The following is a 25,033-nucleotide window of genomic DNA, read 5'->3' as shown; positions in this document are numbered from 1 at the left end:
GTCTGCCTGGTCCGTGTTCGTCGGCGGGTGCGGGTCGTTCGTGGTTGATCGCGCAGTTCCCCGCGCCCCTTTGGGCACGCTGCCCCACCGTAGGGTTCAGCTTGACGGAGGGAGATGCGGTGGGATCCAGCGCTGTGCGTGTGCAGGGGCTCTGGAAGCGGTTCGGGCAGCAGGTCGCTGTTGCCGGGGTCGATCTGGAGTTGCCCGCGGGCAAGTTCATCGGGCTCGTCGGGCCGAACGGGGCCGGGAAGACCACCACGTTGTCGATGGTGACCGGGCTGCTCAGGCCCGATCAGGGGACCGTCGAGGTGGTGGGGCACGACGTGTGGCGGGACCCCGTCGAGGTGAAGGCGCGGATCGGGGTGCTGCCGGAGGGGCTGCGGCTGTTCGAGCGGCTGTCGGGGCGGGAACTGCTGGCGTACAGCGGGCGGTTGCGCGGGCTGCCCGGTGCCGAGGTCGACAAGCGGGCCACGCAGCTCCTCGACGTCCTCGATCTGGCGGGCGCCCAGCACAAGCTCGTCGTCGACTACTCGACCGGTATGCGCAAGAAGATCGGGCTCGCCACGGCCCTCCTCCACAATCCCGAAGTGCTGTTCCTGGACGAGCCGTTCGAGGGCGTCGATCCCGTCTCCGCCCAGACCATCCGGGGCGTCCTGGAGCGGTACACCGCCTCGGGCGCCACGGTCGTGTTCTCTTCCCACGTCATGGAGCTCGTCGAGTCGCTGTGCGACTGGGTGGCCGTCATGGCCGCCGGGCGGATCCGCGCGCACGGGACGCTGGCTCAGGTGCGGGGTGACGCGCCCTCGTTGCAACGGGCGTTCCTGGAGCTCGTCGGGGCGCAGAGCCGGGACGCCGGGTCCGATCTCGACTGGCTGGGCGGCGGGTCCCGGTGAGCGACTCCACGATCACACCGGTCTTCGTACGGCTGAAGCTGTCGCTGCTGCGCAACGGGCTGCGGCAGTCCGGCGGGCGGAAGGCCGCCTACATCGCGTCGGCCGTCTTCGCCCTGCTGTTCGCCGCGCTACAACTGATCGGCCTGATCGCGCTGCGCGGGCACGCGCACGTCGAGTCGCTGGTCGTGCTGGCGGCGGCGGTGCTGGGACTCGGCTGGGCGGTGATGCCGCTGTTCTTCCCCAGCGGTGACGAGACCCTGGATCCCACCCGCTTGGTGATGCTGCCGCTGCGGCCCCGGCCGCTGGTGCGGGCCCTGCTCACGGCGTCGCTGGTCGGCATCGGGCCGCTGTTCACGCTGTGCCTGCTGATCGGGTCCGTGGTGGCGGTGGCCGACGGCGGGGCGGCGGTCGCCGTCGGTGTCGTCGCCGTCGCCCTGGCGCTGCTGGTGTGCGTGGCCCTCGCGCGGGCCGTGGCCGCCGCCAACGTCCGGCTGCTGACCAGCCGCAAGGGGCGGGACCTCGCGGTGCTGAGCGGACTGGTCATCGCGATCGGGGCGCAGGTCGTCAACTTCGGCGCGCAGCGGCTCGGGGCGTCCGGGCTGGGCGAGCTCGATCCGGCCGCGGACGTGCTCCAGTGGGTGCCGCCCGCGTCGGCGATCGCGGCCGTACACGCGGTGGGCGAGGGGTCGTACGGTCTCGCCGCCGTGCAACTGGCGCTGACCGCGGGCGCGCTGGCCGCGCTGCTCGCGGTGTGGTCGCGGCATCTGACCCGGCTCATGACCTCGCCCGACGGATCGACGCTGCCGGCCGCCGAGTCGGCCGCCCGCGAGCGGACGTCGACCGGACTCGGGCGGCTGCTGCCCGCGGGCCGCACGGGAACGGTCATGGAGCGCAGCCTGCGGTACGTGTGGCGCGACCCCAAGACCAAGGCGGCCTGGGTGACCTCGCTGGCCATCGGGCTGATCGTGCCGGTGTTCAACGCCTGGCAGGGCACCGGGTCCGTGTACTTCGCCTGCTTCGCCGCCGGGATGCTCGGCATCCAGATGTACAACCAGTTCGGGCAGGACACCTCGGCGTTCTGGATGGTCGCGATGACGATCTCGTCGACCCGTGACGCCTACGTCGAACTGCGCGCCCGCGCGCTGGCCCTGCTGCTGATCACCCTGCCGTACGCCACGCTCGTCACCGTGGTGACGACCGCCATGCTCGGCGACTGGCGGCGGCTGCCCGAGGCGCTGGGGCTGTCCTTCGCGCTGCTCGGCGCGATGCTCGCGACCGGGGCGTGGACGTCCGCCCGCTTCCCCTACTCCATCCCGCAGGAGGGCTACAAGAACGTCGCCCCCGGGCAGACCGGGCTCGCCTGGATCTCCATCTTCGGCGGGATGATCGCCGCCGCCCTGCTGTGCGCGCCCGTCATCGCGCTCGCGATCTGGCTGAACGTGACCGCCGACGGCGACGCCTGGACGTGGCTGCTGCTTCCGGTGGGCACGGCGTACGCGGCGGCGCTCACGGCGGTGGGGCTGCGGCTCGCCGCTCCGCAGACGGCCCGGCGGTTGCCGGAGATCCTCACGGCGGTCAGCAAGGGGTGACCAGGGGGTGTCAGTCGCCGCCGAGGGCGTCCAGGAACGGCTCGATCGCCGCGCACCAGGCCTCCGGCTGGTCGTAGTGGACCAGGTGGCCGGCGTCGGCGACCTCCGCGTACTGGCCGCGGGGCAGGACGCGGACCATCTCCTGGGCCTCGGCCCGGCCCAGCTCGCCGTCGAGGCCGCGCACGACCAGGGCCGGGCACCGGACCTGGGCCAGCTCCTCCCAGTGCGCGTCGAACACCCACGTCTCGCGGGAGCGGAGCATCTGCGCCGGGTCGAAGACCGGGCGCCAGCCGTCGGGGGACTCGGCCATGACCTCGGCGTAGAACTCGCCGCGGGCCGGGTTGGGCCGCTCCACCCAGGGGTCGTCCTCGCCGAACCACTTGCGGACGTCTGCGAGCGTGGCGAACGGCAGCGGCCAGGACTGGAACCACTGGTCCCACTCGCGCTGCGAGGCGGCGCCGAGCGCGGAGGCCCGCATGTCGCAGATGATCAGGCCCCGGACCAGATCGGGGCGCTTGGCGGCGAGCTGCCAGGCGGTCAGCGCGCCCATGGCGTGGCCGATCAGGACGACCGGGGCGAGGCCGAGCTGTTCGAGGGCGGCCTCGGCGTCGTCGACGTAGGCGTCACGCGTGAAGGAGGCCTGCGGGGGCTTGTCGCTGCGGCCGTGGCCGCGCTGGTCGAGGGCGACAGCCCGGTACCGGCCGGAGAGCCAGCGGGCGGTGGACGCCCAGTGCGAGGCGCGGCCCATCAGGCCGTGGAGTAACAGCACGCCCGGGGAGCCGTCCGGCACGTCCCGCGCCGGATCGGATCCTGCCGGATCGGTCTTGGGCGGGTCGCCGAACTCCCAGGCCGCGAGGCGTACGCCGCCCGTCCCGGTCACGTCGATGCGTCGCGCCATGCCCTGGCACCCCCCAAGCTTCGCGCGGACCGTGGCCGTCATGGGCCGGTCGGTCCTGTGAGCCGTGTTCTGCCTGCCGTGCCTGTCGCCGTTCCTCGTGGTTCCTGCCGGAGTGCACATCCCTGTAGCGCACGTTCCGGTTCGTTCGTCACCCGCAGGTTATCGAATAAGCATTCGAGGATGCCGTTCTCGCGGCCAACACCCCTCGTTCGAGTGACCACCCTCAAGGATTGATCGCCTCGACCGAGGGGAGATCTTCAACGGGAGGCGGACCGCTCGGGGAAACCGGTCCGCGGGGGATGACCCTGAGAGCTCGGGGCTCCGGGTCAGCACAGGGGAGGACAGGCCCCGGCGCCACACGGCGCCGGGGCCCTCTGCGTCCGCACGGCACATCCTTCCGCCCCCTCCCCGGCCGGGCGACATCGCTGTCAGGCCACGGCCAAGAGCCCTCAGGTCATATGCCTCACGCGACAGCGTCGCACGGGAAACGGGCGAGCGCTGCCATTCGGCGGACTGAATATAGGATTCGACGGGATCACGCCAACACCACAACGGCCCCATGCACAACGCAAGTTGGCGACCATCCCGGGACCGGGCCCGCGGCCGGCCCGCCGGGCTCAGGGCTTGGCGACGAACACGTGGGAAGCGACGTCCGACTCCAGCTCGGCCGCCTCGCCACCGCTGCCGACCAGCACACCGCCCGCCGACTCCGTCACGCTCACCACCGAGCCGGGCTGCACGCCCGCCCGCCGCAGCGTGTACATCAGCTGCGCGTCCGTCTGGATCGGCTCGCCGATACGGCGCACCACGACCGTCTTGCCCTCCGCGCCCGGGTCGAGGCTGGCCAGCGACACCATGCCCTCGTCCAGGAACGGGTCGGCGCCGTCCTTCTCGCCGAGCTCCTCCAGACCAGGGATGGGGTTGCCGTACGGCGACTCCGTCGGGTGCCGCAGCAGCTCCAGGACGCGGCGCTCCACGGCCTCGCTCATCACGTGCTCCCAGCGGCACGCCTCGGCGTGGACCTGCTCCCACTCCAGGCCGATCACGTCGACGAGCAGACACTCGGCGAGGCGGTGCTTGCGCATCACGCGCGTGGCGAGCCGGCGGCCCTCGTCGGTGAGCTCCAGGTGCCGGTCGCTGGCGACGGACACCAGGCCGTCGCGCTCCATCCGCGCCACCGTCTGGCTCACCGTCGGCCCGCTCTGGTCCAGCCGCTCGGCGATACGGGCGCGCATGGGGACCACACCCTCTTCCTCCAGCTCGAGGATGGTGCGGAGATACATCTCCGTGGTGTCGATCAGTCCGGACATACGTGCCCCTCGAATGAGATCTGCCGGAGGCTGGACGGCTCACCGGCGTGTGCGCTGGCCCTGCACCCAATTCTGCCGGATACCACCGACAACCGTGCCGCGGGAGGAAAAGCGGGGGTTACCCGGGGCCCGCGGGGGGTACCACGGAGCCTTTCACAGCCGTATGGAGCGCTCCCACGGCCCTGCCGAGCTTTTCACGGCCGTATTGACACCGCACTGGTCCAGACCGCACCGTGATGCGCGACACTCGGCCCTGAGCCCGAAGGGACCCCGTATGAGCGACCGCGCGCCGGCCGGCCAGTTCCTCGACGCCGCGATCGGCCTGCTGCGGCGGGTCCGCGACGAGGAGGCCGACAGCATCACGGCGGCCGGGACGCTCCTCGCCGACACCGTCGAGAACGGCGGCCGCCTCTTCGCCTTCGGCGCCGGGCACTCCTCCCTCGCCGCGCAGGACCTCGTCTACCGCGCCGGCGGTCTGGCCCTGATGAACCTGCTCGCCGTGCCGGGTGTCGTCGGCGTCGACGTCATGCCCGCACCGCTCGGCTCCGCCCTGGAACGCGTCGACGGCCTCGCGAGCGCCGTCCTGGACAGCTCCCCGCTGCGCGAGGGAGACGCCCTGCTGATCATCTCCCTGTCGGGGCGCAACGCCCTCCCCGTGGAGATGGCCATGAGCGCGCGCGCCCTGGGCGTCAAGGTCATCGGCGTGACATCGGTGGCGTACGCCTCGGAGACGAAGTCCCGGCACGCCTCGGGGACGTACCTCAAGGACCACTGCGACCTCGTCCTCGACTCGAAGATCGCGGTCGGCGACGCGGAACTCACCCTCCACAACGTGCCCGCCCCCTTCGCCCCCGCCTCCACGGTCGTCACCTCGGCCCTCCTCCAGGCCGTCATGGCGACGACGGCCGCCACGCTCGCCGACCGCGGCGTCGAGCCCCCGCTCCTGCGCTCCGGGAACGTCGACGGGGGCCATGACTGGAACGGACGGGTGATGGAGCGGTACCGGGACCGCATCTTCTACCGGCACTGACACTTGCTGTCGGCACTGCGGCGACGCGGCTCGGTCGCCCTGTCGCTCACTCCTCGTCCGACAGCCCCGCGAGATCCAGCGACGCGGCGATCCGCACCGCCACGTCCTCCGCGTACATCGCGTCGGACCGCTCGAAGGCACTGCGCCCCGCGCCCCGCAGGAACGTCACGACACCCAGCGTCCGCCCCCGGCTGCGCAGCACCGCGCACAGGGCGTGCACGGCGTCCGGCGGCCACTGGCGGGCCAGGGCCCACTCCCGGGCCTGCTCGGGCGAGGCGGCGCCCGCGCTCGTCCGCAGCGCGCCGACCCGCTCCACGCACTGCACGGCCGGATGCCCCTCGGCGTACCGCACGGGCAGGCCCGCGCGGTCGGCGAGCTTGCTCGGCCCCGGCGCGCCGGAGGGTGTCGCGGCGACCCGCACCAGCCGCACCGGCCCCTCGGTGTCCGCGTCGGTGAACGTGCCGCCGGCCACCCGGTCGATCAGCGCGTGGTCGGCGAAACCGGCCAGGGCGAAGTCCAGGTGGACGGTCGCGGCCTCCGCCGGGTCCTCGCACTCGGCGGCGGCCCGCGACGCCCGGTGCAGCTGCTGCGTACGGAACCGCAGCAGCGACGCCTCCTGCTCGGCCTGCTTGGCCTCCGTCACGTCCTGGAACAGCCAGCCCACACCCAGCGGAACCGGCTCCTCGGCCAGCGGCGAGGCCAGCCGCAGGAAACCGCTGCGCCAGCAGCGCCGCCGCTCCCCCCCGGACGTACGCACCGTCACCCACACCTCGGCGGGCGCGGGCGGCGCACCCTCGGCCAGCACATGCTGAAGCGCGCTCTCCAGCTCCTCCACGCCCTGCGCGAGCAGCTCCCCGAGGGGCCGCCCGAGCACGGACGTACGGCCCGTGCCCAGCGCCTTGGCCGCGTGCGCGTTCACCACGGCGGGCCGCAGGTCGACATCCACCAGCACGACACCCCAGCTGGCGTCCTCGAACAGCGCCTCGCTCAACGCGATCGACCGCTCCAGATCGATCTGCGCGTGCACCTCGCTGAAGGCGCAGTACACACCCGCGGGCTTTCCGTCCGGACCCCGCACGGCCGCCGACTGCGTCCGCACGAGCACCCGCCCGCCGTCCTTCGTCAGCAGCGCGAACTCGTGGACCTGGCGGCCCGGCGCGTGCATGGCGGACAGCAGCCGCCCCTCGACCTCCTCGGCGTCCGCGCTGCGCACGGCCCACCCGGCGAAGCCCCGCCGCCCCACGGCCTCGTCCGCGCTCCAACCCAGGATCCGCTCGGCCTCGCGGTTCCAGTGCGTCACGACCCCGTCGGCGTCGAAGGCGCACAGCGCCGCGTCCATGCCGTCCAGCAGCGCGGCAAGCAGATCCGAACCATCCGAATTCTCCCGCTCGGGCTCGTCCGGCCCCAGCTCGTCGGTGGTCCCACTACGCCGGGAAGCACTCACCTGGACCCCCTGCAGGCTGCGTCCGCACGTACGGCACGCCGGTTCGCTCCTTGCAATCATTCAACTGGAACGTGACCCAGCGCACACCGAGTTCCCACAACATTGAAGGAATCGTTGTACGGCGGCGATCTCCACGTCAACGCCCGGAGAACGGCCCGCCGCGGACTCAGTCGATCAACGACAAGGCCCCAGTACCACTCCCGCGCCGCGCGTACACCTCGATCTCGATCTTCATCCGGGGATCCGCGAGACCGCACACGAGCATCGTCGCGGCCGGCCGCACCTCACCGAAGCACTCGCGCAGCACCGGCCAGCACGGTTCGAAGTCCTCCCGCTCCGGCAGCAGGTACCGCACCCGCACGACGTCCGCGAACGAGCACCCCGCCTTCTCCAGTGCGTCCCCTATGTTCTGCAGACACTGCTCGGCCTGCTCCACGACGTCGTCGGAGATCGTCATGTCCGAGTAGTCGAACCCGGTCGTGCCCGACACATGCACCCAGTCCCCGTCCACCACGGCCCGGGCGTACCCGATCCGCTCCTCGAACACCGAACCGCTGAGAATCGCCCGTCGCTGCTTCATGGGGTCAAGGTCTCAGAAAATAGGTTGATCCGAGGCCGGACCGTTTCCTAGGGTTCCAGGTACACGAGAGAGGAGGTGGTTCGGCAGATGTATGAATACCGGACGCGTGAGGTGGCTGCGGGCTAGCGGCCCGTCACCACACACAGTGCGGTGCCGGACCAGCGCGTGAGTGAAGCGTGCAGCCGGCCCAATCTCCAGCAGTCACCCGACCCGCGAGCCGCCGGTACGTCCGGCCGGCCCTCCTGTGGAGGACCAGGCTCGCGGGTCGTCTGCGTTTCGGGGGGGGGGGGGCGGCGGTGGTGGGTGAGTGGCGCGACGACCGGATCGGCAGCGCTCTGCGGGGCGAGAATCCGGCCGTGCTGCGGAGGCTGGACGCCGGGTTCGCGGTGATCGGCGATGTGCAGTTCCTGCCCGGCTACTCGGTGCTGCTGACCGATGATCCCTCGGTGGAGCGGCTGTCGGAACTGCCGCGGAGCAGGCGGCTGGCGTTCCTGGGGGACATGGAGCGGCTGGGGGAAGCCGTCGAGCGGGCCTGCCGGCGGGTGGAGCCGGGGTTCCGGCGGGTCAATCTGGAGATTCTCGGGAACGCCGACGCGTTCCTGCACGCGCATGTGTGGCCGCGGTACGACTGGGAGCCCGAGGATCTCGTGCGGCTGCCCGTTTGGCTGTATCCGCGGGAGATGTGGGGCGAGGAGCGGTACGCGCTCGGGGCCCGGCACGCACCGATACGGGAGGCGATCGGTGAGGAGCTGGACCGGCTCACGGGGGCAGACGTGCGGACGGCCTCACCCGGAGCGGGGTGAGGCCGTGTGTGAGACGGGTCAGTGGGCGATGTCCTCGTAGCCCTCGATCTCGCGTGGGTTGCGGGAGCCGGGGCCGGTGTAGCGCGCCGAGGGGCGGACCAGGCGGCCCGTGCGCTTCTGTTCGAGGATGTGGGCGGACCAGCCGGCCGTGCGGGCGCAGGTGAACATGGATGTGAACATGTGGGCCGGGACCTCGGCGAAGTCCAGGACGATGGCCGCCCAGAACTCGACGTTGGTGGCCAGGACCCGGTCGGGGCGGCGGGCGTGGAGTTCCGCGAGGGCCGCCTTTTCCAGAGCCTCGGCGACCTCGAAGCGGGGGGCGCCCAGTTCGCGGGCCGTGCGGCGCAGCACCCTGGCCCTGGGGTCCTCGGCGCGGTAGACGCGGTGGCCGAAGCCCATGAGGCGTTCGCCCTTGTCGAGGGTCTGCTTGACGTAGGCCTCGGCGTCGCCCGTGCGCTCGATCTCCTCGATCATGTGCAGGACGCGGGAGGGGGCGCCACCGTGGAGCGGGCCGGACATCGCGCCCACCGCGCCGGAGAGCGCGGCCGCGACGTCCGCGCCGGTCGACGCGATGACCCTCGCCGTGAACGTGGACGCGTTCATGCCGTGCTCCGCGGCGCTCGTCCAGTACGCGTCCACCGCCGCCACGTGCTTGGGGTCCGGCTCGCCGCGCCAGCGGATCATGAAGCGTTCGACGACGGAGTGGGCCTTGTCGATCTCGCGCTGCGGGACCATCGGCAGGCCCTGGCCGCGGGCCGACTGGGCGACGTAGGACAGGGCCATGACGGCCGCCCGGGCCAGGTCCTCGCGGGCCTCTTCGGCGTCGATGTCCAGGAGGGGTTTCAGGCCCCAGACGGGCGCGAGCATGGCCAGGGCCGACTGGACGTCGACGCGGATGTCGCCGGAGTGGACGGGGATGGGGAACGGCTCGGCGGGCGGCAGGCCCGGGTTGAAGGCGCCGTCGACGAGCAGGCCCCAGACGTTGCCGAAGGAGACGTGCCCGACCAGGTCCTCGATGTCGACGCCCCGATAACGCAGGGCGCCGCCCTCCTTGTCCGGTTCGGCGATCTCCGTCTCGAACGCGACGACTCCCTCGAGCCCGGGTACGAAGTCGGACATCAGGCGGCTCCTCGTGATGTAAGCGACAGATGGTGTGATGTGGGGTGGGACGAACGAACCATGTGTCAGTCAGCTTGCGAAGCGGGTGGCCGCCCGGTGGATCCACGGTCGTGTGCGGCGACTCGCGGTCCCGGACGGTCCCCCCTGTGATGCCCCGTGCGGCTGGCGGTCACCCAACCGGAACGGCACGGAAACGATATCCCCGAGTGCCACCGTTGGGGAGGGTTCACGGCACTCAGTGCCAGTCAGTGACGAAGGACACCGTCCGTACGGCAAGATGACCGGGTGACCGACCGCGACGACGTCCCCTTCGACCTGGCCTCGATGCGCAAGCAGTACCGGGCCGAGGGCCTCTCCGAGAACGAGCTGGCCGCCACCCCCGTCGAGCAGTTCGCGCGCTGGTTCAAGCAGGCCGCGACGGACGGCGGGCTGTTCGAGCCGAACGCCATGGTCGTCTCGACGGCCGACGCCGAGGGGCGGCCCAGCGCCCGCACGGTGCTGCTGAAGCACTTCGACGAGCAGGGCTTCGTCTTCTACACGAACTACGACTCCCGCAAGGCGCGCGACCTGGCGGAGAACCCGTACGTCTCGCTGCTGTTCCCCTGGCACCCGATGGCCCGGCAAGTCATCGTGACCGGGGTCGCGCGGCGGACCGGGCGGGACGAGACGGCGGCGTACTTCCGCACCCGGCCGCACGGTTCTCAGCTGGGTGCCTGGGCCAGTGCGCAGTCCTCGGTGATCGCCACCCGCGCGGACGTCGACGGGGCGTACGCCGAGCTGGCCGCCCGCTATCCCGAGGGCGAGCAGGTGCCCGTGCCGCCGAACTGGGGCGGTTTCCGGGTGGCTCCGCAGACGGTGGAGTTCTGGCAGGGCCGCGAGAACCGGCTGCACGACCGGTTGCGGTACGTGGAGCGGGCCGACGGGAGCTGGCGCGTGGAGCGGCTCAGTCCCTGACGCCGCCCAGCGTCTGCTCCAGCAGCCCCGCCCACTGCTCGACCACCCGTTCCCGGCGTACCGCGTCGTCGGTGAGGAGGTTGGCCAGACCCAGGCCCCGGGCCATGTCGAGGAGGCCCTGGACGGTTTCGCGGACGCCGGGGACGGATTCGTCGGCGGCCAGGAGGTCGACGGCTATGCGGTGGGTCTCGCGGCCCACGCGGGATTCGAGTTCGGTGACGCGGGGGCGGAGCTGGTCCTCGTTGGAGGCGGCCACCCACAGGTGGAGGGCCGCGCGGAACAGCGGTCCGGTGTAGAGGTCGACCAGGGCCGCGACGACAGCGTGGCGGTCTCCGGCCGCGCCCTCCGGGAAGAGGGCGCGCAGGGCCGTGGAGCGTTCCTCGGCGACGTACTCGACGGCCGCGGTGAAGAGGTCCTCGCGGGTCGGGAAGTGGTGCTGGGCGGCGCCTCGGGAGACGCCGGCGCGTTCGGCGACGACGGAGACCGTGGAACCGGCCCAGCCGTGTTCGGCGAGGCAGGCCACTGCGGCTTCCAGGAGCCGCTGCCGGGTGGCCCGGCTGCGGTCCTGCTTGGGGACTCGCTCCGCGCGGTCTCTCTCCGCGCGGTCGACCGTGCTCACACCGCCCATGTCCTCACACCACCCATGCCGGATCCCTTCGTTCGAGGAAGGCCGTCATCCCCTCGCGGGCCTGCGGGGAGGAGAACAGCCGGGCCGAGAGCGCGGTCAGGCCGTCCGCGTCCCGGTCGAAGGCTTCCAGCACCCTAGTCGTGAGCAGCCGTTTCGTCTCGGTCAGGGCGTCGGGGGCTGATTTGCGCAGGCCGTCGAGGATGGGGGCCAGTGCGGTGTCGACGTCGTCGGCGTGGGTGGTGAGCAGGCCCGTGCGGGCTGCCTCCGCCGCGTCGAACCGTTCGCCGGTGAGGTAGTAGCGGGCCAGCACGCGCGGGTCCGTGCGCGGGAGCAGCGGCAGGGAGATGACCGCGGGGGCGACGCCGATGCGGACCTCGGTGAAGGCGAAGGTGGCCTCGGTGGAGGCGGCCGCGATGTCGCAGGCGGCCAGCAGGCCGAGGCCGCCCGCGCGGACGTGGCCGGTGACCCGGGCGACGACCGGCTTGGGCAGTTCGACGATCTGCCGCAGCAGGCCGACCAGGGCTTCCGGGGGCGGGGGGTCGCGGAGGTCGGCGCCCGCGCTGAAGGTGGTGCCGGTGTGGGTGAGGACGACCGCGCGGACGCCGGTGTCCTGGCCGGCGTCGGCGAGCGCCTCGGCCAGTTCGCCGACGAGGGCCGCCGACAGGGCGTTGCGGTTGTGGGGTGAGTCGAGGGTGAGGGTCTCGACGGCACGCGCGCGTGCCCGGCCGATCAGGGTCATGCGCGCTCCCTGAGCTGGCGGCGCAGGATCTTGCCGGAGGCCGCGCGGGGGACGCCGTCGATGAAGGTGACGTGCCGGATCCGTTTGTAGGGGGCCACGCGTTCGGCGACGTACATCATGATCTCCGCCTCGGAGAGGTCGGTGCGGGCGGGCTGGCGGACCACGTACGCGTGCGGGATCTCGTTGCCGTCGTCGTCGTACGTGCCGATGACGGCGGCGTCGGCGATGCCCGGGTGGGTGAGCAGCAACGCCTCCAGCTCGGCGGGGGCCACCTGGAAGCCCTTGTACTTGATGAGTTCCTTGACGCGGTCGACGACGAACAGCCAGCCGTCCTCGTCCACGTGCCCCACGTCGCCGGTGTGCAGCCAGCCGTCGGTGTCGATCATCGCGGTGGTGGCGTCGGGGCGGCCGAGGTAGCCCTTCATGACCTGGGGGCCGCGGATGAGGATCTCGCCGGACTCGCCGGCGGGGAGGTCCTTGCCGGGGTCGTCGAGGGAGACGATGCGCATCTCGGTGCCGGCGATGAGCCTGCCGACGGTTCCGGGCGGCGCGTCGCTCATCGCGTCCAGCGGGACGACGTGCGTGCCGGGCGACAGTTCCGTCATGCCGTAGGCCTGGCCGACGGGCGGCAGCCCGAGCCGCTGGGAGCAGGCGACGGCCAGGCGCGCGTCCAGGGGTGCGGCGGCGCTGACGATGTATTTCAGGGACGACAGGTCGTACTGCGCGACGGCCGGGTGTTTGGCGAGGGCGAGCACGATCGGCGGGGCCACGTACAGGGCGGTGATGCTGTGGTTCTGGATGGCGGCGAGGAACTGTTCCAGGTCGAAGCGGGGCAGGACGACGACGGTGGCGCCCTGCCTGAGGGGCGCGTTCATCAGGGCCGTGAGGCCGTAGATGTGGAAGAAGGGCAGTACCGCCAGAACACGGTCTCCGGGGCCGGCGGGTATCGCCGGATGGAGCTGGGCGAGGTTGGTGGCGATCTGCCGGTGGGTGAGCATCACGCCCTTGGGCGTGCCGGTGGTCCCGGAGGAGTACGGCAGGGCCGCCACGTCCTCCACGGGGTCGATGGGGACCTGCGGCTCGGGGGCGGCGGACGCCAGCATGTCGATCAGGGAGCGGTGTCCGGTCGCGCTGTCGCAGACGAAGATCTCGTGTACGCCGCCCGCGAGTTCGGCGGCCCGGCGCGCGATGTCCAGCAGGGGCGAGACGGTGATGATCCAGCGGGCCGCGCAGTCCGTCAGCTGCTTGGCGAACTCCTGGGCGGTGGCGAGCGGGTGCACGGTCGTGACGGTGGCGCCCGCGCGCGTGGCGGCGTAGAAGGCGGTCGGGAAGGCGATGGTGTTGGGGCTGTGCAGGGCGAGGACGTCGCCCTTGCGCACTCCGGCCTCGGCGAGGGCGGCGGCGACGCGCCGGTGGAAGCGGTCCAGCTGCTCGTACGAGAGGGTGGTGCCGTCGGTGCCGTCGATCAGCGCAGGGATGTCGCCGAACTCCGCGGCCCGGGCAAGGACGGCTTCGTGGATGGGCAGTTCGACGGGCGGGACGTCTGCGTACTCGCTGCGGAACATGGTTCCTCCTCGCGCGCGGGCCGTCTCAGTACGACTTGGGCAGGCCCAGGGTCTGGTGGGAGACGTAGTTGAGAATCATCTCCCGGCTCACCGGGGCAATACGAGCCACGCGTGCGGCCGTTATCAGCGAGGCGAGACCGAACTCCCGGGTGAGTCCGTTGCCGCCGAGGGTGTGCACGGCCTGGTCCACGGCCCTCACGCAGGCCTCCCCCGCCGCGTACTTCGCCATGTTGGCGGCCTCGCCCGCGCCCGTGTCGTCGCCGGCGTCGTACAGCCGGGCCGCCTTCTGCATCATCAGGCGCGCGAGTTCGAGGTCGATGTGCGCCTGGGCCAGGGGGTGGGCGATGGCCTGGTGGGCGCCGATGGGGGTGTCCCAGACCTGCCGGTCGCGGGCGTACTCGACGGCTTTCGCGAGGGCGTAGCGGCCCATGCCGATCGCGAAGGCGGCCGTCATGATGCGTTCGGGGTTGAGACCGGCGAAGAGCTGGAGGAGCCCCGCGTCCTCGTCGCCGACGAGTGCGTCGGCGGGCAGCCGTACGTCGTCCAGCGTCAGCTCGAACTGCTTCTCGGCGGCGTTGAGTTCCATGTCGATGGGGCGGCGGGTGAAGCCCGGTGCGTCGCGCGGGACGATGAAGAGGCAGGGCTTGAGGCGGCCGGTGCGGGCGTCCTCCGTGCGGCCGACGATGAGGGTCGCGTCCGCGATGTCGACGCCGGAGATGAAGACCTTGCGGCCGTTGAGGATCCAGTTGTCTCCATCGCAGTGAGCTGTGGTCGTGATGCGGTGTGAGTTGGAGCCGGCGTCGGGTTCGGTGATGCCGAAGGCCATGAGGCGGGTGCCGTCCGCCAGGGCGGGGAGCCAGTGTTGTTTCTGGGCGTCTGTGCCGAAGCGGGCTATTACCGTGCCGCAGATGGCTGGTGAGACGACCAGCATCAGGAGGGGGCAGCCTGCGGCGCCGAGTTCTTCGAGGACGATGGAGAGTTCGGAGATGCCGCCGCCGCCTCCTCCGTATTCCTCGGGGAGGTTGACGCCTAGGTAGCCGAGTTTTCCTGCTTCGGACCAGAGTTGTGCGGGGTCGTGGGGGCGGCCGTGGCGGTTGCCGAGTGCGGAGACTGCTTGGCGTAGGGCTTTGTGGTCTTCGGTGTCCATGGGGAGTCCTTTCAGGTGCGAGCCGTATGTGGCTGGTCGCGCAGTTCCCCGCGCCCCTAAGAGGTTTCTGTCACCACCGCCAGCAGCTCCCCCGGCTCCACCTGTTGTCCGGGTACGACGCACAGCTCACTCAGCGTTCCTGTGACCGGCGCTGTGATCTTGTGTTGCATCTTCATCGCCTCCAGCCAGAGGAGGGGATCTCCGGCCTTTACGGCGCTCCCCGCGGTGAGGCCGTCGGCCACTCGGACGACCGTGCCCGGCATGGGGGCCAGGAGGGAGCCGGGGGCGTGCTGGGTCGTCGGGTCGGGGAAGCGGGGCAGGATCGTCAGCGCGGTGGAGTTGACGTAGACGTGGTCGCCGTAGCGCGTCACCTCGAACTTGCGCCGGACTCCGTCCACTTCGAGGACGACGAGGTGCGCGTCGGCGTGCACCACCCGTACGCCGTCCGCCTCCAGGCCCGTGCGCGTATGCCGGTAGTGGGCCTCGTGTTCCTGCCCGGCCATGGCGTAGCGCTTGGTCTGCGGCTGTGAGGGGACGTTGCGCCAGCCGCCGAAGCGGGAGCGGCCGTGGGCGTCGGCGAGGGCGGCGGCCAGGGGGGCGTGCGGGTCGGGGGACGGCTCGGTCAGGTGCGGCAGGTGGCGGTCGTAGAAGCCGGTGTCCATGCGGGCATCGGTGAACTCCGGGTGGCGAAGGGAGCGGACCAGGAGGTCGCGGTTGGTGACGGGGCCGTGGATCACGGCCCGTTCCAGGGCGGAGGCGAGCTTGCGGACGGCCTCCGTGCGCGTGGGGGCGTGGGCCACGACCTTGGCGATCATGGGGTCGTAGTGGACGCCGATGTCGTCGCCGTCGGAGTAGCCGGTGTCGAGGCGGATGCCCTCGGGCAGGGCGAGGAGGTGCAGGCGGCCGGTTTGGGGGGACCAGTCGCGGGACGGGTCCTCGGCGTAGAGGCGGGCCTCCACGGCGTGGCCACGCGCGCGTGGCGGGGTGGTGTCGAGGGGGTGGCCCTCGGCGATGCGGATCTGTTCGGCGACCAGGTCGAGGCCGAACACGGCTTCCGTCACGGGGTGTTCGACCTGGAGGCGGGTGTTCATCTCCAGGAAGTGGGCCCTGCCGTCGGCGACGAGGAACTCGACCGTGCCTGCGCCCGCGTAGGCGACGGCTCGGGCGGCCCGTACGGCGAGGGCGCTCACCTCCTCCTGGAGCTCCTCGGAGAGTCCGGGTGCCGGGGCCTCCTCGACGACCTTCTGGTGGCGGCGCTGGAGGGAGCAGTCGCGGGTGCCGAGCGGCCAGACGGTGCCGTGGGTGTCGGCGAGGATCTGCACCTCGACATGCCGGCCGTTCTCCACGTACGGCTCGACGAAGACCTCGCCGTCGCCGAAGGCGCTCGCCGCCTCGGCGCGTGCGGCGGCCAACTCGGCGTCCAGGTCCGCCAGGTGCCGTACGACGCGCATGCCGCGGCCGCCGCCGCCCGCCGCCGCCTTCACCAGGACCGGGAGGTCGGCCTCGGTGACGTCGGTGAGGGGCTTCAGTCCCATGAGCCGCTTGGCTCGGGTCTTGGACGCCATCGCCTCGATGGCGTCCGGGGGCGGGCCGATCCAGACCAGGCCCGCGTCCAGGACGGCCCGGGCGAAGCCGGCGTTCTCGGAGAGGAAGCCGTAGCCGGGGTGCACGGCGTCCGCTCCGGCCGCGAGGGCCGCCTTCACGATCAGGTCGCCGCGCAGGTAGGTGTCGGCGGGCGCGGCCCCCGGCAGTCGTACGGCCGTGTCGGCCACGCGCGCGTGGAGGGCGTTCTCGTCGGCTTCCGAGTGCACGGCGACCGTGCGGATGCCGAGCTCGCGGCAGGTGCGGAAGACACGGCACGCTATTTCGCCCCGGTTGGCGACGAGCACAGAAGTGATCACTGAAGGTTCCTCACATCCGGAAGACGCCGAAGCCGCCGCGCGCGCCCTCGTAGGGGGCGGTGTGGATGGCGGAGAGGCACAGGCCGAGGACGGTGCGGGTGTCGCGCGGGTCGATGACGCCGTCGTCGTACAGCCGCCCGGACAGGAACATCGGCAGCGACTCGGACTCGATCTGCTGCTCCACCATGGCGCGCAGGGCGGCGTCCGCCTCCTCGTCGTACGGCTGTCCCTTCGCGGCGGCCGACTGGCGGGCGACGATCGACAGCACGCCCGCGAGCTGCTGCGGGCCCATCACGGCCGACTTGGCGCTGGGCCAGGCGAAGAGGAAGCGCGGGTCGTAGGCCCGGCCGCACATGCCGTAGTGGCCGGCGCCGTAGGAGGCGCCCATGAGGACGGAGAGGTGCGGGACGCGGCTGTTGCTGACCGCGTTGATCATCATGGCGCCGTGTTTGATGATGCCGCCCTGCTCGTACTCCCTGCCCACCATGTAGCCGGTGGTGTTGTGCAGGAAGAGCAGCGGGATGTCGCGCTGGTTGGCGAGCTGGATGAACTGGGCGGCCTTCTGGGACTCCTCGCTGAAGAGGACCCCTCGGGCGTTGGCCAGGATGCCGACGGGATAGCCGTGGAGCGCGGCCCAGCCGGTGGTCAGGCTCGTCCCGTACAGCGGCTTGAACTCGTCGAAGTCGGAGGCGTCGACGATGCGGGCGATGACCTCGCGCGGGTCGAAGGGGCTCTTCAGGTCGCCGGGGACGATGCCGAGGAGTTCGTCGGCGTCGTACTTGGGGGGCTCGGCCGGGCCCGGATCACCGTAGGCCTTGCGGTGGTTGAGGCGGGCGACGACGCGGCGGGCCTGCCGGAGCGCGTCGTGCTCGTCGACGGCGAAGTGGTCGGCGAGGCCCGACACGCGCGCGTGCATCTCGGCGCCGCCCAGGGACTCGTCGTCGCTCTCCTCACCCGTGGCCATCTTCACCAGCGGCGGACCGCCGAGGAACACCTTGGCCCGCTCCTTGACCATGATCACGTGGTCGGACATGCCGGGGATGTAGGCGCCTCCGGCGGTGGAGTTGCCGAAGACGACCGCGACGGTGGGGATGCCGGCGGCGGACAGCCGGGTCAGGTCCCGGAAGATGGCACCCCCGGGGATGAAGATCTCCTTCTGGGAGGGCAAATCGGCGCCGCCGGACTCCACCAGGCTGATGCAGGGCAGCCGGTTGGTGAGCACGATGTCGTTCGCGCGCAGGGCCTTCTTCAGCGACCACGGGTTGCTCGCGCCCCCGCGCACGGTCGGGTCGTTGGCCGTGATCAGGCACTCCACTCCCTCGACGACACCGATGCCGGTGACGAGGGAGGCGCCGACGGTGTGGTCGCTGCCCCAGGCGGCCAGCGGGGACAGCTCCAGGAAGGGCGTGTCGGGGTCGAGGAGCAGCTCGATGCGTTCGCGGGCGAGGAGTTTGCCGCGCCGCCGGTGCCGCTCGACGTACTTCTCGCCGCCGCCCGCGAGGGCCTTGGCGTGCTCGGCGTCGAGTTCGGCGAGCTTGGCGAGCATGGTCTCGCGGTTGGCCCGGTACTCGGGGCCGCTCGGGTCGAGCGCGGAGGTCAGGACGGTCACAGGAGGGCCTCCGGTATGTCCAGGTGGCGGGAGCGCAGCCATTCGCCGAGGGCCTTGGCCTGCGGGTCGAAGCGGTGCCGGTCGGCGACGCCCGCGCCGAGGATCCCTTCGACGACGAAGTTGAGGGCTCGGAGGTCGGGCAGGACGTGCCGGGTGACCTTCAGCGGCCGGCTCTCGGGGATCAGCTCCCGGAACCGGTCGGTTGTCAGCTCGTGCGCGAGCCACCGCCAGGCGTCGTCCGTGCGGGCCCACACACCGACGTTGGCGTTGCCGCCCTTGTCGCCGCTGCGTGCGCCCGCGACGAGGCCGAGCGGGGCGCGCCGGGCGGACCCGGGCGGCAGCGGCTCGGGCAGGTGAGGCTGTGGGACCTCGTCGAGTACGGCGGTGTCGTGGGCAGGCGGCACGGAGACCCGGCGCCCGTCATGGAGGACGGCCACATGGTCGACGGCACCATGGGGCACGTACACATTCTCGAAGGCCCCATAGGGCGAGCCCTTTTCGGGTGGTGCCAGCACATGGAAGCCGGGGTAACTGGCGAGCGCCAGCTCCACGGCCGCCCCGCTCAGGGCCCGCCCGACGACCTCCTGGTCGGGGTCCCGTACGACGAGCCGCAGCAGCGCGCTCGCCGTCTCCTCGCTCGGGGCGTCGGGCCGGTCGGTGCGGACCAGCTCCCAGCGCACGTCGGCGGCCTTGCCGAGGGCCGGTTCCAGCTGCTCCCGCACCAACGTGGCCTTCGCCTCGATGTCGAGTCCGGTGAGCACGAAGACGACCTCGTTGCGGAAGCCGCCCAGCTTGTTGAGCCCGACCTTGAGGGTGGGCGGCGGCGCCTCCCCTCGCACGCCCTCGATCCGCACGCGGTCGGGCCCGTCCTGGGCGAGCCGCACGGTGTCCAGCCGGGCGGTGACGTCCGGCCCCACATACCGGGCGCCGGCCGTCTCGTACAGCAGCTGGGCGGTGACCGTGCCGACGTCGACGAAGCCGCCGGTGCCGGGGTGCTTGGTGATGACGCAGCTGCCGTCGTCGTGGAGCTCGGCGAGCGGGAAGCCGGGCCGGCGGACGTCGCCGTCGCGGAAGAAGGCGTAGTTGCCGCCGGTGGCCTGCGCACCGCACTCCAGCACGTGCCCGGCGACGACGGCCCCCGCGAGCCGGTCGTACTCCGTTTCCTTCCACCCGAAGTGGGCGGCGGCCGGGCCGGTCACGAGTGCCGCGTCCGTCACCCGCCCGGTGACGACGACGTCGGCGCCCGCCCGCAGACAGGCCGCGATCCCGAAGCCGCCGAGGTAGGCGTGGGCGGCGAGGCTGTGGGGGTGGGCGGCGGTGAGGTCGTCGCCCTCCACATGTGCGACCCGCACGGGGATGCCGAGCCGGTCGGCCAACGCCCGTACGGCGTCGGCGAGTCCGGCCGGGTTGAGCCCGCCCGCATTGGTGACGATCTTCACGCCCCGCTCGTGGGCGAGCCCGAGGCAGTCCTCCAACTGCCGCAGAAAGGTACGGGCGTACCCGGCGGCCGGGTCCTTCAGCCGGTCGCGCCCCAGGATGAGCATCGTCAGCTCGGCGAGGTAGTCGCCGGTGAGGACGTCCAGGTCACCGCCGGTGAGCATCTCCCGCATCGCGTCGAAACGGTCGCCGTAGAAACCGGAGGCGTTGCCGATGCGGAGGGTCACCGCGCCTCCCCTTTCTGGGGGCGGCCGGTGCCGGGCGGGCCCGCGAAGGCCTGGGCGATGTCCAGCCAGCGGTCGGCGTCGGGGCCGTCGGCGCGCAGGGCGAGGTCGGCGCGGTGAGCGCGCTGGGTGACCAGGAGGCAGAAGTCGAGGGCGGGCCCGGTGACGCGTTGCGGGGCGTCCTCGGGGCCGTACGTCCAGGAGTCGCCGGAGGGGGCCCGGAGTTCGACGCGGAAGGGATCGGCGGGCGGAGTCAGTCCGTGCACGCCGTAGGCGAAGTCCCGGGTCCGCACCCCGAGCCAGGCCACGTGCCGCAGCCGGTCGGTGGGTGGGCGCACCACACCGAGGGCGTCGGCCACATCCTGTCCGTGGGCCCAGGTCTCCATGAGGCGGGCCGTCGCCATGGAGGCGGCCGACATGGGCGGTCCGTACCAGGGGAAGCGCGCCTTGGGCGGGGCGGCCCGCAGCGCCTCGTCCAGCGCCGTACGGCCGTCGCGCCACCGCGCGAGCAGGTCGGCGGGCGGGAGCCCGGCGTCCTCCTCGGCGCCCTCGTCGACGAAGGAGTCCGGTGCGGCGAGGGCTTTCTCGACCAGGGCGCGGAAGCCGTCGGCGTCCGTGACGGCGAGCAGGGCCGAACGGTCCGTCCAGGCGAGGTGGGCGATCTGGTGGGCGACGGTCCAGCCGGGCGCGGGAGTGGGCAGCGCCCAGCTCGGTGCACTCAACCCGGCGACGAGGCGGTCGAGTTCCTCGCTCTCCTCGCGCAGGTCGTCGATCACGGACGCCGTCGGGTCGGACACGGGCGCTCCCCTCGGGGCACGGCGGTGTGCGGGGTGATGCCGGGTGGTGTGGCGTGGTGAGGAGCATGGCAGCGGGGCAAGAAACAATCAAGCGTGCTTGCATGAAAATGTGCCCGGGGGTGCCGGTGCACCAGGGCGAGCACCCCTCAGGCCTGTTCGGGCTCAGATCTGGTTCTCGCCGCCGTCGACGTACAGGTTCGCTCCGGTCATGAAGCCGCTCTGCCCGGAAGCGAGGAACGCCACCACGTCGGCGACGTCGTCCGGGTGTCCGATCCGGCCCAGCGGGACGCCTGCGGCGAACTGCGCCTTGGTGACGGGCACGTCCCCCGCGGCCAGGGCGTCGAGTCCGGGCGTGTCGATGGTGCCCGGGGAGACCGCGTTGACCCGGATGCCGCGGTCCTTCAGCTCGTTGGCCCAGGTCCGGGCGAAGGACCGGATCGCCGCCTTGGAGGCCGCGTACGTGCCGAACGCCGCGACACCGTCATCGGCGCGCACCGAGGAGTTCAGGATCACCGACGCGCCGTCGTTGAGCAGCGGCAGCGCCTTCTGCACGGTGAACAGGGTGCCGCGGACGTTGACGCCGAACGTCTCCTCGACGTGCTCCTCGGTGACCTGCTCCAGCGTCGCGAACGACGCGGTGCCGGCGTTGGCGAACAGCACGTCCAGGCCCCGGCCCCGGGCGCGGACCGTGCCGTAGAGCCGGTCCAGATCGGCCGGGTCGGAGACATCACCCACCACCGCGGTGGCGCTCGCCGGGCCGATGGCCTCGACGGCCGTGTCCAGCACGTCCTCGCGCCGGCCGGTGATGAACACGTGCGCGCCCTCGGCCGCCAGCCGGGCAGCGGCGGCCAGGCCGATCCCGGTGCCGCCGCCGGTGACGACGGCGGTCTTTCCTTCGAGCTGCCCCATGCCGTTGACCTCCTCAAATTTCGGTACCGATCGATACCGAAGGGGACCGTAACACATCTGCACCGATCAGTACGGAAGAGGTATGATCGACCGCATGGAGACGCGGCGGAAGGCATCGATCGGCCGGCCGAGGGGTTTCGACGCCGGCGAGGCCCTCGAACAGGCCATGCGGGTCTTCTGGGAACAGGGCTACGAAGGCGCCAGCCTCACCGACCTGACCGACGCCATGGGCATCACCCGCACCAGCATGTACGCGGCCTTCGGCAACAAGGAGGAGCTGTTCCGCAAGGCCCTGGAGCGCTACACCGAAGGCCCCGCCTCGTACGGGGCCCGGGCCATGCGGGAACCGACCGCCCGGCAAGTGGCCGTCGCCTTCCTCAACGGCTCCGTCCGGGCGACCACCCGCCCCGGCTGCCCCACCGGATGCCTCGGCGTACAGGGCTCCCTCGCCGCCGGTGCCCAGGGAAGTCACGCCCGCGACGCCCTCGCCGCCTGGCGCGAAGAGCACACCTCCCTCCTGGGCGACCGGTTCCGGCGAGCCGTCGACGAGGGCGACCTGCCCGCCGGCACCGACCCCGAACTGCTCGCCCGCTACCTCATGACCGTGGCCAACGGCATCGCCGTCCAAGCCGCCGGCGGCGCCACCCGCGAGGACCTCCAGCGGGTGGCCGACATGGCCCTGCGGGGCTGGCCGCCTGCCTGACTACCGCACGCGGGACTGCCGCTGAGTGTGAGCGCGCAGGGCTTCCGTGAGCCACGTGAACACCGGTGCCAGGCTGGGCGGGACGGGCCATCCGTTGATGACGGCCGGCAGGTGCCGGTAGCGCTCCGCGCGGGGGTCGCCGGCGATCTCCAGGCGGGTCAGCAGCCAGTGGCGCGAGTCGGCGTCGTCGGGGCGGCTGAAGGTGTGCGCGTAACGGGCGGTGAGGGCGTCGACGACGGGTGCGGCCGCGGCCGAGGCCGGGGCGATGCCGGCATCGAGTGCGCGCCCGACGCTGTCGCGGACGGTCTCGGTGAGGTCGTGGTGCAGGCCGGTGAGGTCGCCCTGGGCGCGCTCGGCTGCCTGGTACTCGGCCATGCGGCGCAGGGCTGAGCGGAAGTCGGGGGGCCGGAGCGGACCTCAGCCTTCGACGTCGAGCGCCGTCCCGTACAACCGGTCCACGTGCAACCGGACGACCACGCGCCGCTCGGCCACCAACTGCTCCAGGAACGCGTCTTCGTCCTGCGGCCTGGCCTCCTCCGGGATGATCCCGAGCAGCTCACGCCCGACCTCGTCGCCGGGAACCGTCGTGACGTCGGAAACCTCCGCCTCGCCCTCCGCGACGGCGAACGACCACACGTCACCGCCCTGCACATGCAGCGCGGCGCGCGGATTGTGCCGCAGCTGTCTGACCTTGACGCGGTCGGCCGTCGTCGAGAACCGCACGATCCGGGCCTGGGGGTCCCAGCCGTAGACCATGGTGGTCAGATGGGGCCGGCCGTTGCGCTTGACGGTGGCGAGCGTGCCGAACTGCTGCTTGCCGAGCAGGTCGGAGAGGGCTTCGTCGGACAGCGGGCGGGGTGCGGGGCTTTGAGTCATGACCAGGTCAACTCCGGTACCCGCGTGGAAATTTCACGACGCCGAGCGCACCGGCGTTAGTGTGGCTCGGCATGGGGCCTGGCGGGGACATGAGCAACGGGATGGTGGCCGTCCCGCCAGGGCGGGTGACGTTGTCCGACCGGCGGACGCAGCGGAGTTGGGCCGTCGAGGTCGCGCCCTTCCAGGTGTCGGCGTTCCCGGTCACTCAGGCCTGGTACGCCCAGGTCACCGGTGAGCGGCCGAGTACCACCCGCGGTGAGCGGCTGCCCGTCGAGGGCGTGTCGTGGTGGGACGCGGTCCGGTTCTGCAACGCGCTGTCCCGGGCGGAGGGGCTGACGCCCGTGTATCGCCTGGGCGGTGAGTCCGAGACGGTCGTCGACCGGGACGCCTCCGGCGACGGGTACCGGCTGCCGAGCGAGGCCGAGTGGGAGCACGCCTGCCGGGCCGGGAGCGGCGGGCCGCGGTACGGGCGGCTCGACGAGATCGCCTGGTACCGCGGCAACTCGCAGGAGCGGATCCGCCCCGTGGGCGGCAGACAGCCCAACGCGTGGGGTCTCTACGACATGCTGGGCAATGTCTGGGAGTGGTGCTGGGACGTCTACGACGCCGAGGTCTACGGCACCTACCGGGTGCTGCGGGGCGGCGGCTGGGCGGACGAGCACTGGAGTTGCCGTGCTTCGGTCCGGCGCCGCAGTCATCCGACGTTCCGGATCGACGACGTGGGGTTCCGCGTGGCGCGGGGGAACCAGCCGCGGTGAACGCGTCCCGGTCGCTCTAGCCCTCCAGCCCCGTACCCTCCAGCGCCGCCGTCTTCCGGCGGCCGCGGCCCCGGCCGACCTGGGTCCGTACGGCCCCCATGCTCGCCGCGATGACGAGGGCGATCGCGGCGGCCTGCATGGCGGTGAGGGCCTGGTCGAGGAGGAGGAAGCCGGCCGTCGCGGCGATGGCCGGTTCCAGGCTCATGAGGATCGCGAAGGAGGAGGCGGGCAGGCGGCGCAGGGCGAGCAGTTCGAGGGTGTAGGGCAGGACCGAGGAGAGCAGGGCCACCGCCGCGCCCAGGCCCAGCGTCACCGGGTCGAGCAGCTTCGTGCCCGACTCGGCGATGCCCAGCGGCAGGAACAGCACCGCCCCCACGGCCATCGCCAGGGCCAGGCCGTCCGCCTGCGGGAAGCGGCGGCCCGTACGGGCGCTGAAGATGATGTAGGACGCCCACATGGCGCCGGCACCCAGGGCGAAGGCCACTCCTGTGGGGTCGAGGCCGCTGAAGCCTCCCCCGCCGAGGAGGAAGACGCCGGCGAGGGCGAGTGCCGCCCAGACGACGTTGATCGCGCGGCGGGACGCCAGGACCGAGAGGGCAAGCGGGCCGAGGACCTCCAGGGTGACCGCGGGGCCCAGCGGGATGCGGGCGACGGCCTGGTAGAAGAGGCCGTTCATGGCGGCCATGGTGATGCCGAAGACGACGACCGTGCCCCAGTCGGTGCGCGAGTGTCCGCGCAGCCGCGGGCGGCAGACCAGCAGCAGGACGACCGCCGCCACCAGCAGCCGCAGCGCCACCACCCCGAGGGCCCCCGCCCTCGGCATCAGCATCACGGCCAGCGCGCCGCCGAACTGCACGGAGATCCCGCCCGCGAGCACCAGGCCCACCGGCCCGAGGGAGCCCAGCCGGCCCGGCCCGGTGGCCGGTGCGGCAGCGGCGGCGGTTGTCGCGGGCTGGGGTGTGGTGACGCTGTCGGGGGTGGTCACGGGCGGTCCTGTGCTCGGCTCGGCTGCGTACTCGGGCTGCTTACGTACGCCGTCTTGCACACTCATATGCAACACGCTGTACTGTCCAGTCCAGAGTAATGGACTCGGTCAGGCGCGTAAACCGCTTATGCCACT

Annotated in this window: 24 protein-coding genes; 7 read left to right on the top strand and 17 right to left on the bottom strand. The window is 72.1% G+C overall.

The features are described from left to right. Positions 1-101: 101 nt before the first annotated feature. The gene (locus tag QC385_RS04880) at positions 102-893 is read left to right on the top strand and encodes an ABC transporter ATP-binding protein (RefSeq protein WP_279540016.1); all 792 of its coding nucleotides are present in this window, start codon (positions 102-104) and stop codon (positions 891-893) included. Further along, positions 890-2,482 carry a transporter gene (locus tag QC385_RS04875; protein WP_279540015.1) on the top strand — a complete coding sequence of 531 codons (1,593 nt, stop codon included), beginning with the start codon at positions 890-892 and terminating at the stop codon, positions 2,480-2,482. Before QC385_RS04880 ends, QC385_RS04875 begins: the two co-directional genes overlap by 4 nt. 10 nt (positions 2,483-2,492) lie before the next feature. Here QC385_RS04875 and QC385_RS04870 read toward each other — a convergent pair whose 3' ends face one another. Then, positions 2,493-3,380 (bottom strand): alpha/beta fold hydrolase, encoded by an 888-nt coding sequence (locus QC385_RS04870; RefSeq protein WP_279540014.1) that lies wholly within the window; start codon positions 3,378-3,380, stop codon positions 2,493-2,495. A gap of 617 nt (positions 3,381-3,997) precedes the next feature. Continuing rightward, complete coding sequence (locus QC385_RS04865; protein WP_010035781.1) at positions 3,998-4,690, bottom strand: metal-dependent transcriptional regulator; 693 nt, start codon at positions 4,688-4,690, stop codon at positions 3,998-4,000. A 274-nt stretch (positions 4,691-4,964) separates the two neighbouring features. Here QC385_RS04865 and QC385_RS04860 point away from each other — a divergent pair, with 274 nt between their 5' ends. Next, a complete protein-coding gene (locus QC385_RS04860) occupies positions 4,965-5,720 on the top strand; it encodes an SIS domain-containing protein (protein ID WP_279540013.1) in 756 nt (251 codons plus the stop codon). Between the two features lie 46 nt (positions 5,721-5,766). On the opposite strand, the gene QC385_RS04855 is transcribed toward QC385_RS04860, so the two are convergent. Beyond that, the gene (locus QC385_RS04855) at positions 5,767-7,224 is read right to left on the bottom strand and encodes a PAS domain-containing protein (RefSeq protein ID WP_279540012.1); all 1,458 of its coding nucleotides are present in this window, start codon (positions 7,222-7,224) and stop codon (positions 5,767-5,769) included. A gap of 106 nt (positions 7,225-7,330) precedes the next feature. Next, on the bottom strand, positions 7,331-7,744 hold the full coding sequence (locus tag QC385_RS04850; protein WP_279540011.1) for a RidA family protein: 414 nt from the start codon (positions 7,742-7,744) through the stop codon (positions 7,331-7,333). Between the two features lie 296 nt (positions 7,745-8,040). Between QC385_RS04850 and QC385_RS04845 the strand changes: the two genes are divergently transcribed. After that, entirely contained in the window at positions 8,041-8,547 is a 507-nt protein-coding gene (locus tag QC385_RS04845) for an HIT family protein (protein ID WP_279540010.1), read from the top strand. Positions 8,548-8,565: 18 nt separating this feature from the next. Here the strand turns inward: QC385_RS04845 and QC385_RS04840 are convergent, their stop codons facing one another. Beyond that, positions 8,566-9,666: a citrate synthase 2 gene (locus QC385_RS04840; RefSeq protein ID WP_279540009.1), complete on the bottom strand. Its 1,101-nt coding sequence runs from the start codon at positions 9,664-9,666 to the stop codon at positions 8,566-8,568. Between the two features lie 285 nt (positions 9,667-9,951). Between QC385_RS04840 and pdxH the strand changes: the two genes are divergently transcribed. Continuing rightward, entirely contained in the window at positions 9,952-10,620 is a 669-nt protein-coding gene (gene pdxH, locus QC385_RS04835; RefSeq protein ID WP_279540008.1) for a pyridoxamine 5'-phosphate oxidase, read from the top strand. On the opposite strand, the gene QC385_RS04830 is transcribed toward pdxH, so the two are convergent. The 9 genes from QC385_RS04830 to QC385_RS04790 all read right to left on the bottom strand — a co-directional run bounded on the left by QC385_RS04830 (position 10,610) and on the right by QC385_RS04790 (position 21,576). Beyond that, the gene (locus QC385_RS04830) at positions 10,610-11,248 is read right to left on the bottom strand and encodes a TetR/AcrR family transcriptional regulator (protein WP_279540007.1); all 639 of its coding nucleotides are present in this window, start codon (positions 11,246-11,248) and stop codon (positions 10,610-10,612) included. The two genes, pdxH and QC385_RS04830, sit on opposite strands and share 11 nt — an antisense overlap. 4 nt (positions 11,249-11,252) lie before the next feature. After that, positions 11,253-11,987 carry an enoyl-CoA hydratase family protein gene (locus QC385_RS04825; RefSeq protein WP_279540006.1) on the bottom strand — a complete coding sequence of 245 codons (735 nt, stop codon included), beginning with the start codon at positions 11,985-11,987 and terminating at the stop codon, positions 11,253-11,255. Next, positions 11,984-13,552, bottom strand: a complete 1,569-nt coding sequence (locus QC385_RS04820; RefSeq protein ID WP_279540005.1) for a 4-coumarate--CoA ligase family protein — start codon at positions 13,550-13,552, stop codon at positions 11,984-11,986. The genes QC385_RS04825 and QC385_RS04820 overlap by 4 nt, the downstream gene beginning before the upstream one ends. Before the next feature lie 25 nt (positions 13,553-13,577). Beyond that, positions 13,578-14,699, bottom strand: a complete 1,122-nt coding sequence (locus QC385_RS04815) for an acyl-CoA dehydrogenase family protein (protein WP_279540004.1) — start codon at positions 14,697-14,699, stop codon at positions 13,578-13,580. A gap of 56 nt (positions 14,700-14,755) precedes the next feature. Beyond that, positions 14,756-16,600 (bottom strand): acetyl/propionyl/methylcrotonyl-CoA carboxylase subunit alpha, encoded by a 1,845-nt coding sequence (locus QC385_RS04810; protein WP_279540003.1) that lies wholly within the window; start codon positions 16,598-16,600, stop codon positions 14,756-14,758. A 10-nt stretch (positions 16,601-16,610) separates the two neighbouring features. Next, positions 16,611-18,209: an acyl-CoA carboxylase subunit beta gene (locus tag QC385_RS04805; RefSeq protein ID WP_279540002.1), complete on the bottom strand. Its 1,599-nt coding sequence runs from the start codon at positions 18,207-18,209 to the stop codon at positions 16,611-16,613. Then, positions 18,206-19,873, bottom strand: a complete 1,668-nt coding sequence (locus QC385_RS04800) for an acyclic terpene utilization AtuA family protein (RefSeq protein WP_279540001.1) — start codon at positions 19,871-19,873, stop codon at positions 18,206-18,208. The genes QC385_RS04805 and QC385_RS04800 overlap by 4 nt, the downstream gene beginning before the upstream one ends. Further along, a complete protein-coding gene (locus QC385_RS04795) occupies positions 19,870-20,667 on the bottom strand; it encodes a TIGR03084 family metal-binding protein (protein ID WP_279540000.1) in 798 nt (265 codons plus the stop codon). The genes QC385_RS04800 and QC385_RS04795 overlap by 4 nt, the downstream gene beginning before the upstream one ends. 162 nt (positions 20,668-20,829) lie before the next feature. Beyond that, positions 20,830-21,576 carry an SDR family NAD(P)-dependent oxidoreductase gene (locus tag QC385_RS04790; RefSeq protein ID WP_279539999.1) on the bottom strand — a complete coding sequence of 249 codons (747 nt, stop codon included), beginning with the start codon at positions 21,574-21,576 and terminating at the stop codon, positions 20,830-20,832. A 94-nt stretch (positions 21,577-21,670) separates the two neighbouring features. On the opposite strand from QC385_RS04790, the gene QC385_RS04785 reads away from it, so the two are divergent. Beyond that, the gene (locus QC385_RS04785) at positions 21,671-22,279 is read left to right on the top strand and encodes a TetR/AcrR family transcriptional regulator (RefSeq protein ID WP_279539998.1); all 609 of its coding nucleotides are present in this window, start codon (positions 21,671-21,673) and stop codon (positions 22,277-22,279) included. On the opposite strand, the gene QC385_RS04780 is transcribed toward QC385_RS04785, so the two are convergent. Next, on the bottom strand, positions 22,280-22,654 hold the full coding sequence (locus QC385_RS04780) for a hypothetical protein (protein WP_279539997.1): 375 nt from the start codon (positions 22,652-22,654) through the stop codon (positions 22,280-22,282). 42 nt (positions 22,655-22,696) lie between these two features. Further along, on the bottom strand, positions 22,697-23,155 hold the full coding sequence (locus tag QC385_RS04775; RefSeq protein WP_279539996.1) for a PPOX class F420-dependent oxidoreductase: 459 nt from the start codon (positions 23,153-23,155) through the stop codon (positions 22,697-22,699). Positions 23,156-23,244: 89 nt separating this feature from the next. On the opposite strand from QC385_RS04775, the gene QC385_RS04770 reads away from it, so the two are divergent. Continuing rightward, a complete protein-coding gene (locus QC385_RS04770; RefSeq protein WP_279539995.1) occupies positions 23,245-23,913 on the top strand; it encodes a formylglycine-generating enzyme family protein in 669 nt (222 codons plus the stop codon). Positions 23,914-23,929: 16 nt separating this feature from the next. On the opposite strand, the gene QC385_RS04765 is transcribed toward QC385_RS04770, so the two are convergent. Beyond that, on the bottom strand, positions 23,930-24,898 hold the full coding sequence (locus QC385_RS04765; protein WP_279539994.1) for an EamA family transporter: 969 nt from the start codon (positions 24,896-24,898) through the stop codon (positions 23,930-23,932). Positions 24,899-25,033 lie beyond the last annotated feature (135 nt).

Source organism: Streptomyces sp. DH10 (genome assembly GCF_029813805.1).
Taxonomy (GTDB): domain Bacteria; phylum Actinomycetota; class Actinomycetes; order Streptomycetales; family Streptomycetaceae; genus Streptomyces; species Streptomyces coeruleofuscus.
The sequence above is the reverse complement of the archived record's forward strand: the minus strand, read 5'-3'. Positions and strand labels throughout refer to the sequence as shown.

What these genes read in the sequence shown, in the direction of transcription:
- QC385_RS04870 (WP_279540014.1), bottom strand. Translation starts at nt 3,380, where the DNA reads ATGGCGCGACGCATCGACGTGACCGGGACGGGCGGCGTACGCCTCGCG.
- QC385_RS04865 (WP_010035781.1), bottom strand. Translation starts at nt 4,690, where the DNA reads ATGTCCGGACTGATCGACACCACGGAGATGTATCTCCGCACCATCCTC.
- QC385_RS04860 (WP_279540013.1), top strand. Translation starts at nt 4,965, where the DNA reads ATGAGCGACCGCGCGCCGGCCGGCCAGTTCCTCGACGCCGCGATCGGC.
- QC385_RS04855 (WP_279540012.1), bottom strand. Translation starts at nt 7,224, where the DNA reads ATGATTGCAAGGAGCGAACCGGCGTGCCGTACGTGCGGACGCAGCCTG.
- QC385_RS04850 (WP_279540011.1), bottom strand. Translation starts at nt 7,744, where the DNA reads ATGAAGCAGCGACGGGCGATTCTCAGCGGTTCGGTGTTCGAGGAGCGG.
- QC385_RS04840 (WP_279540009.1), bottom strand. Translation starts at nt 9,666, where the DNA reads ATGTCCGACTTCGTACCCGGGCTCGAGGGAGTCGTCGCGTTCGAGACG.
- QC385_RS04830 (WP_279540007.1), bottom strand. Translation starts at nt 11,248, where the DNA reads ATGGGCGGTGTGAGCACGGTCGACCGCGCGGAGAGAGACCGCGCGGAG.
- QC385_RS04825 (WP_279540006.1), bottom strand. Translation starts at nt 11,987, where the DNA reads ATGACCCTGATCGGCCGGGCACGCGCGCGTGCCGTCGAGACCCTCACC.
- QC385_RS04820 (WP_279540005.1), bottom strand. Translation starts at nt 13,552, where the DNA reads ATGTTCCGCAGCGAGTACGCAGACGTCCCGCCCGTCGAACTGCCCATC.
- QC385_RS04815 (WP_279540004.1), bottom strand. Translation starts at nt 14,699, where the DNA reads ATGGACACCGAAGACCACAAAGCCCTACGCCAAGCAGTCTCCGCACTC.
- QC385_RS04790 (WP_279539999.1), bottom strand. Translation starts at nt 21,576, where the DNA reads ATGGGGCAGCTCGAAGGAAAGACCGCCGTCGTCACCGGCGGCGGCACC.
- QC385_RS04785 (WP_279539998.1), top strand. Translation starts at nt 21,671, where the DNA reads ATGGAGACGCGGCGGAAGGCATCGATCGGCCGGCCGAGGGGTTTCGAC.
- QC385_RS04780 (WP_279539997.1), bottom strand. Translation starts at nt 22,654, where the DNA reads ATGGCCGAGTACCAGGCAGCCGAGCGCGCCCAGGGCGACCTCACCGGC.
- QC385_RS04775 (WP_279539996.1), bottom strand. Translation starts at nt 23,155, where the DNA reads ATGACTCAAAGCCCCGCACCCCGCCCGCTGTCCGACGAAGCCCTCTCC.
- QC385_RS04770 (WP_279539995.1), top strand. Translation starts at nt 23,245, where the DNA reads ATGAGCAACGGGATGGTGGCCGTCCCGCCAGGGCGGGTGACGTTGTCC.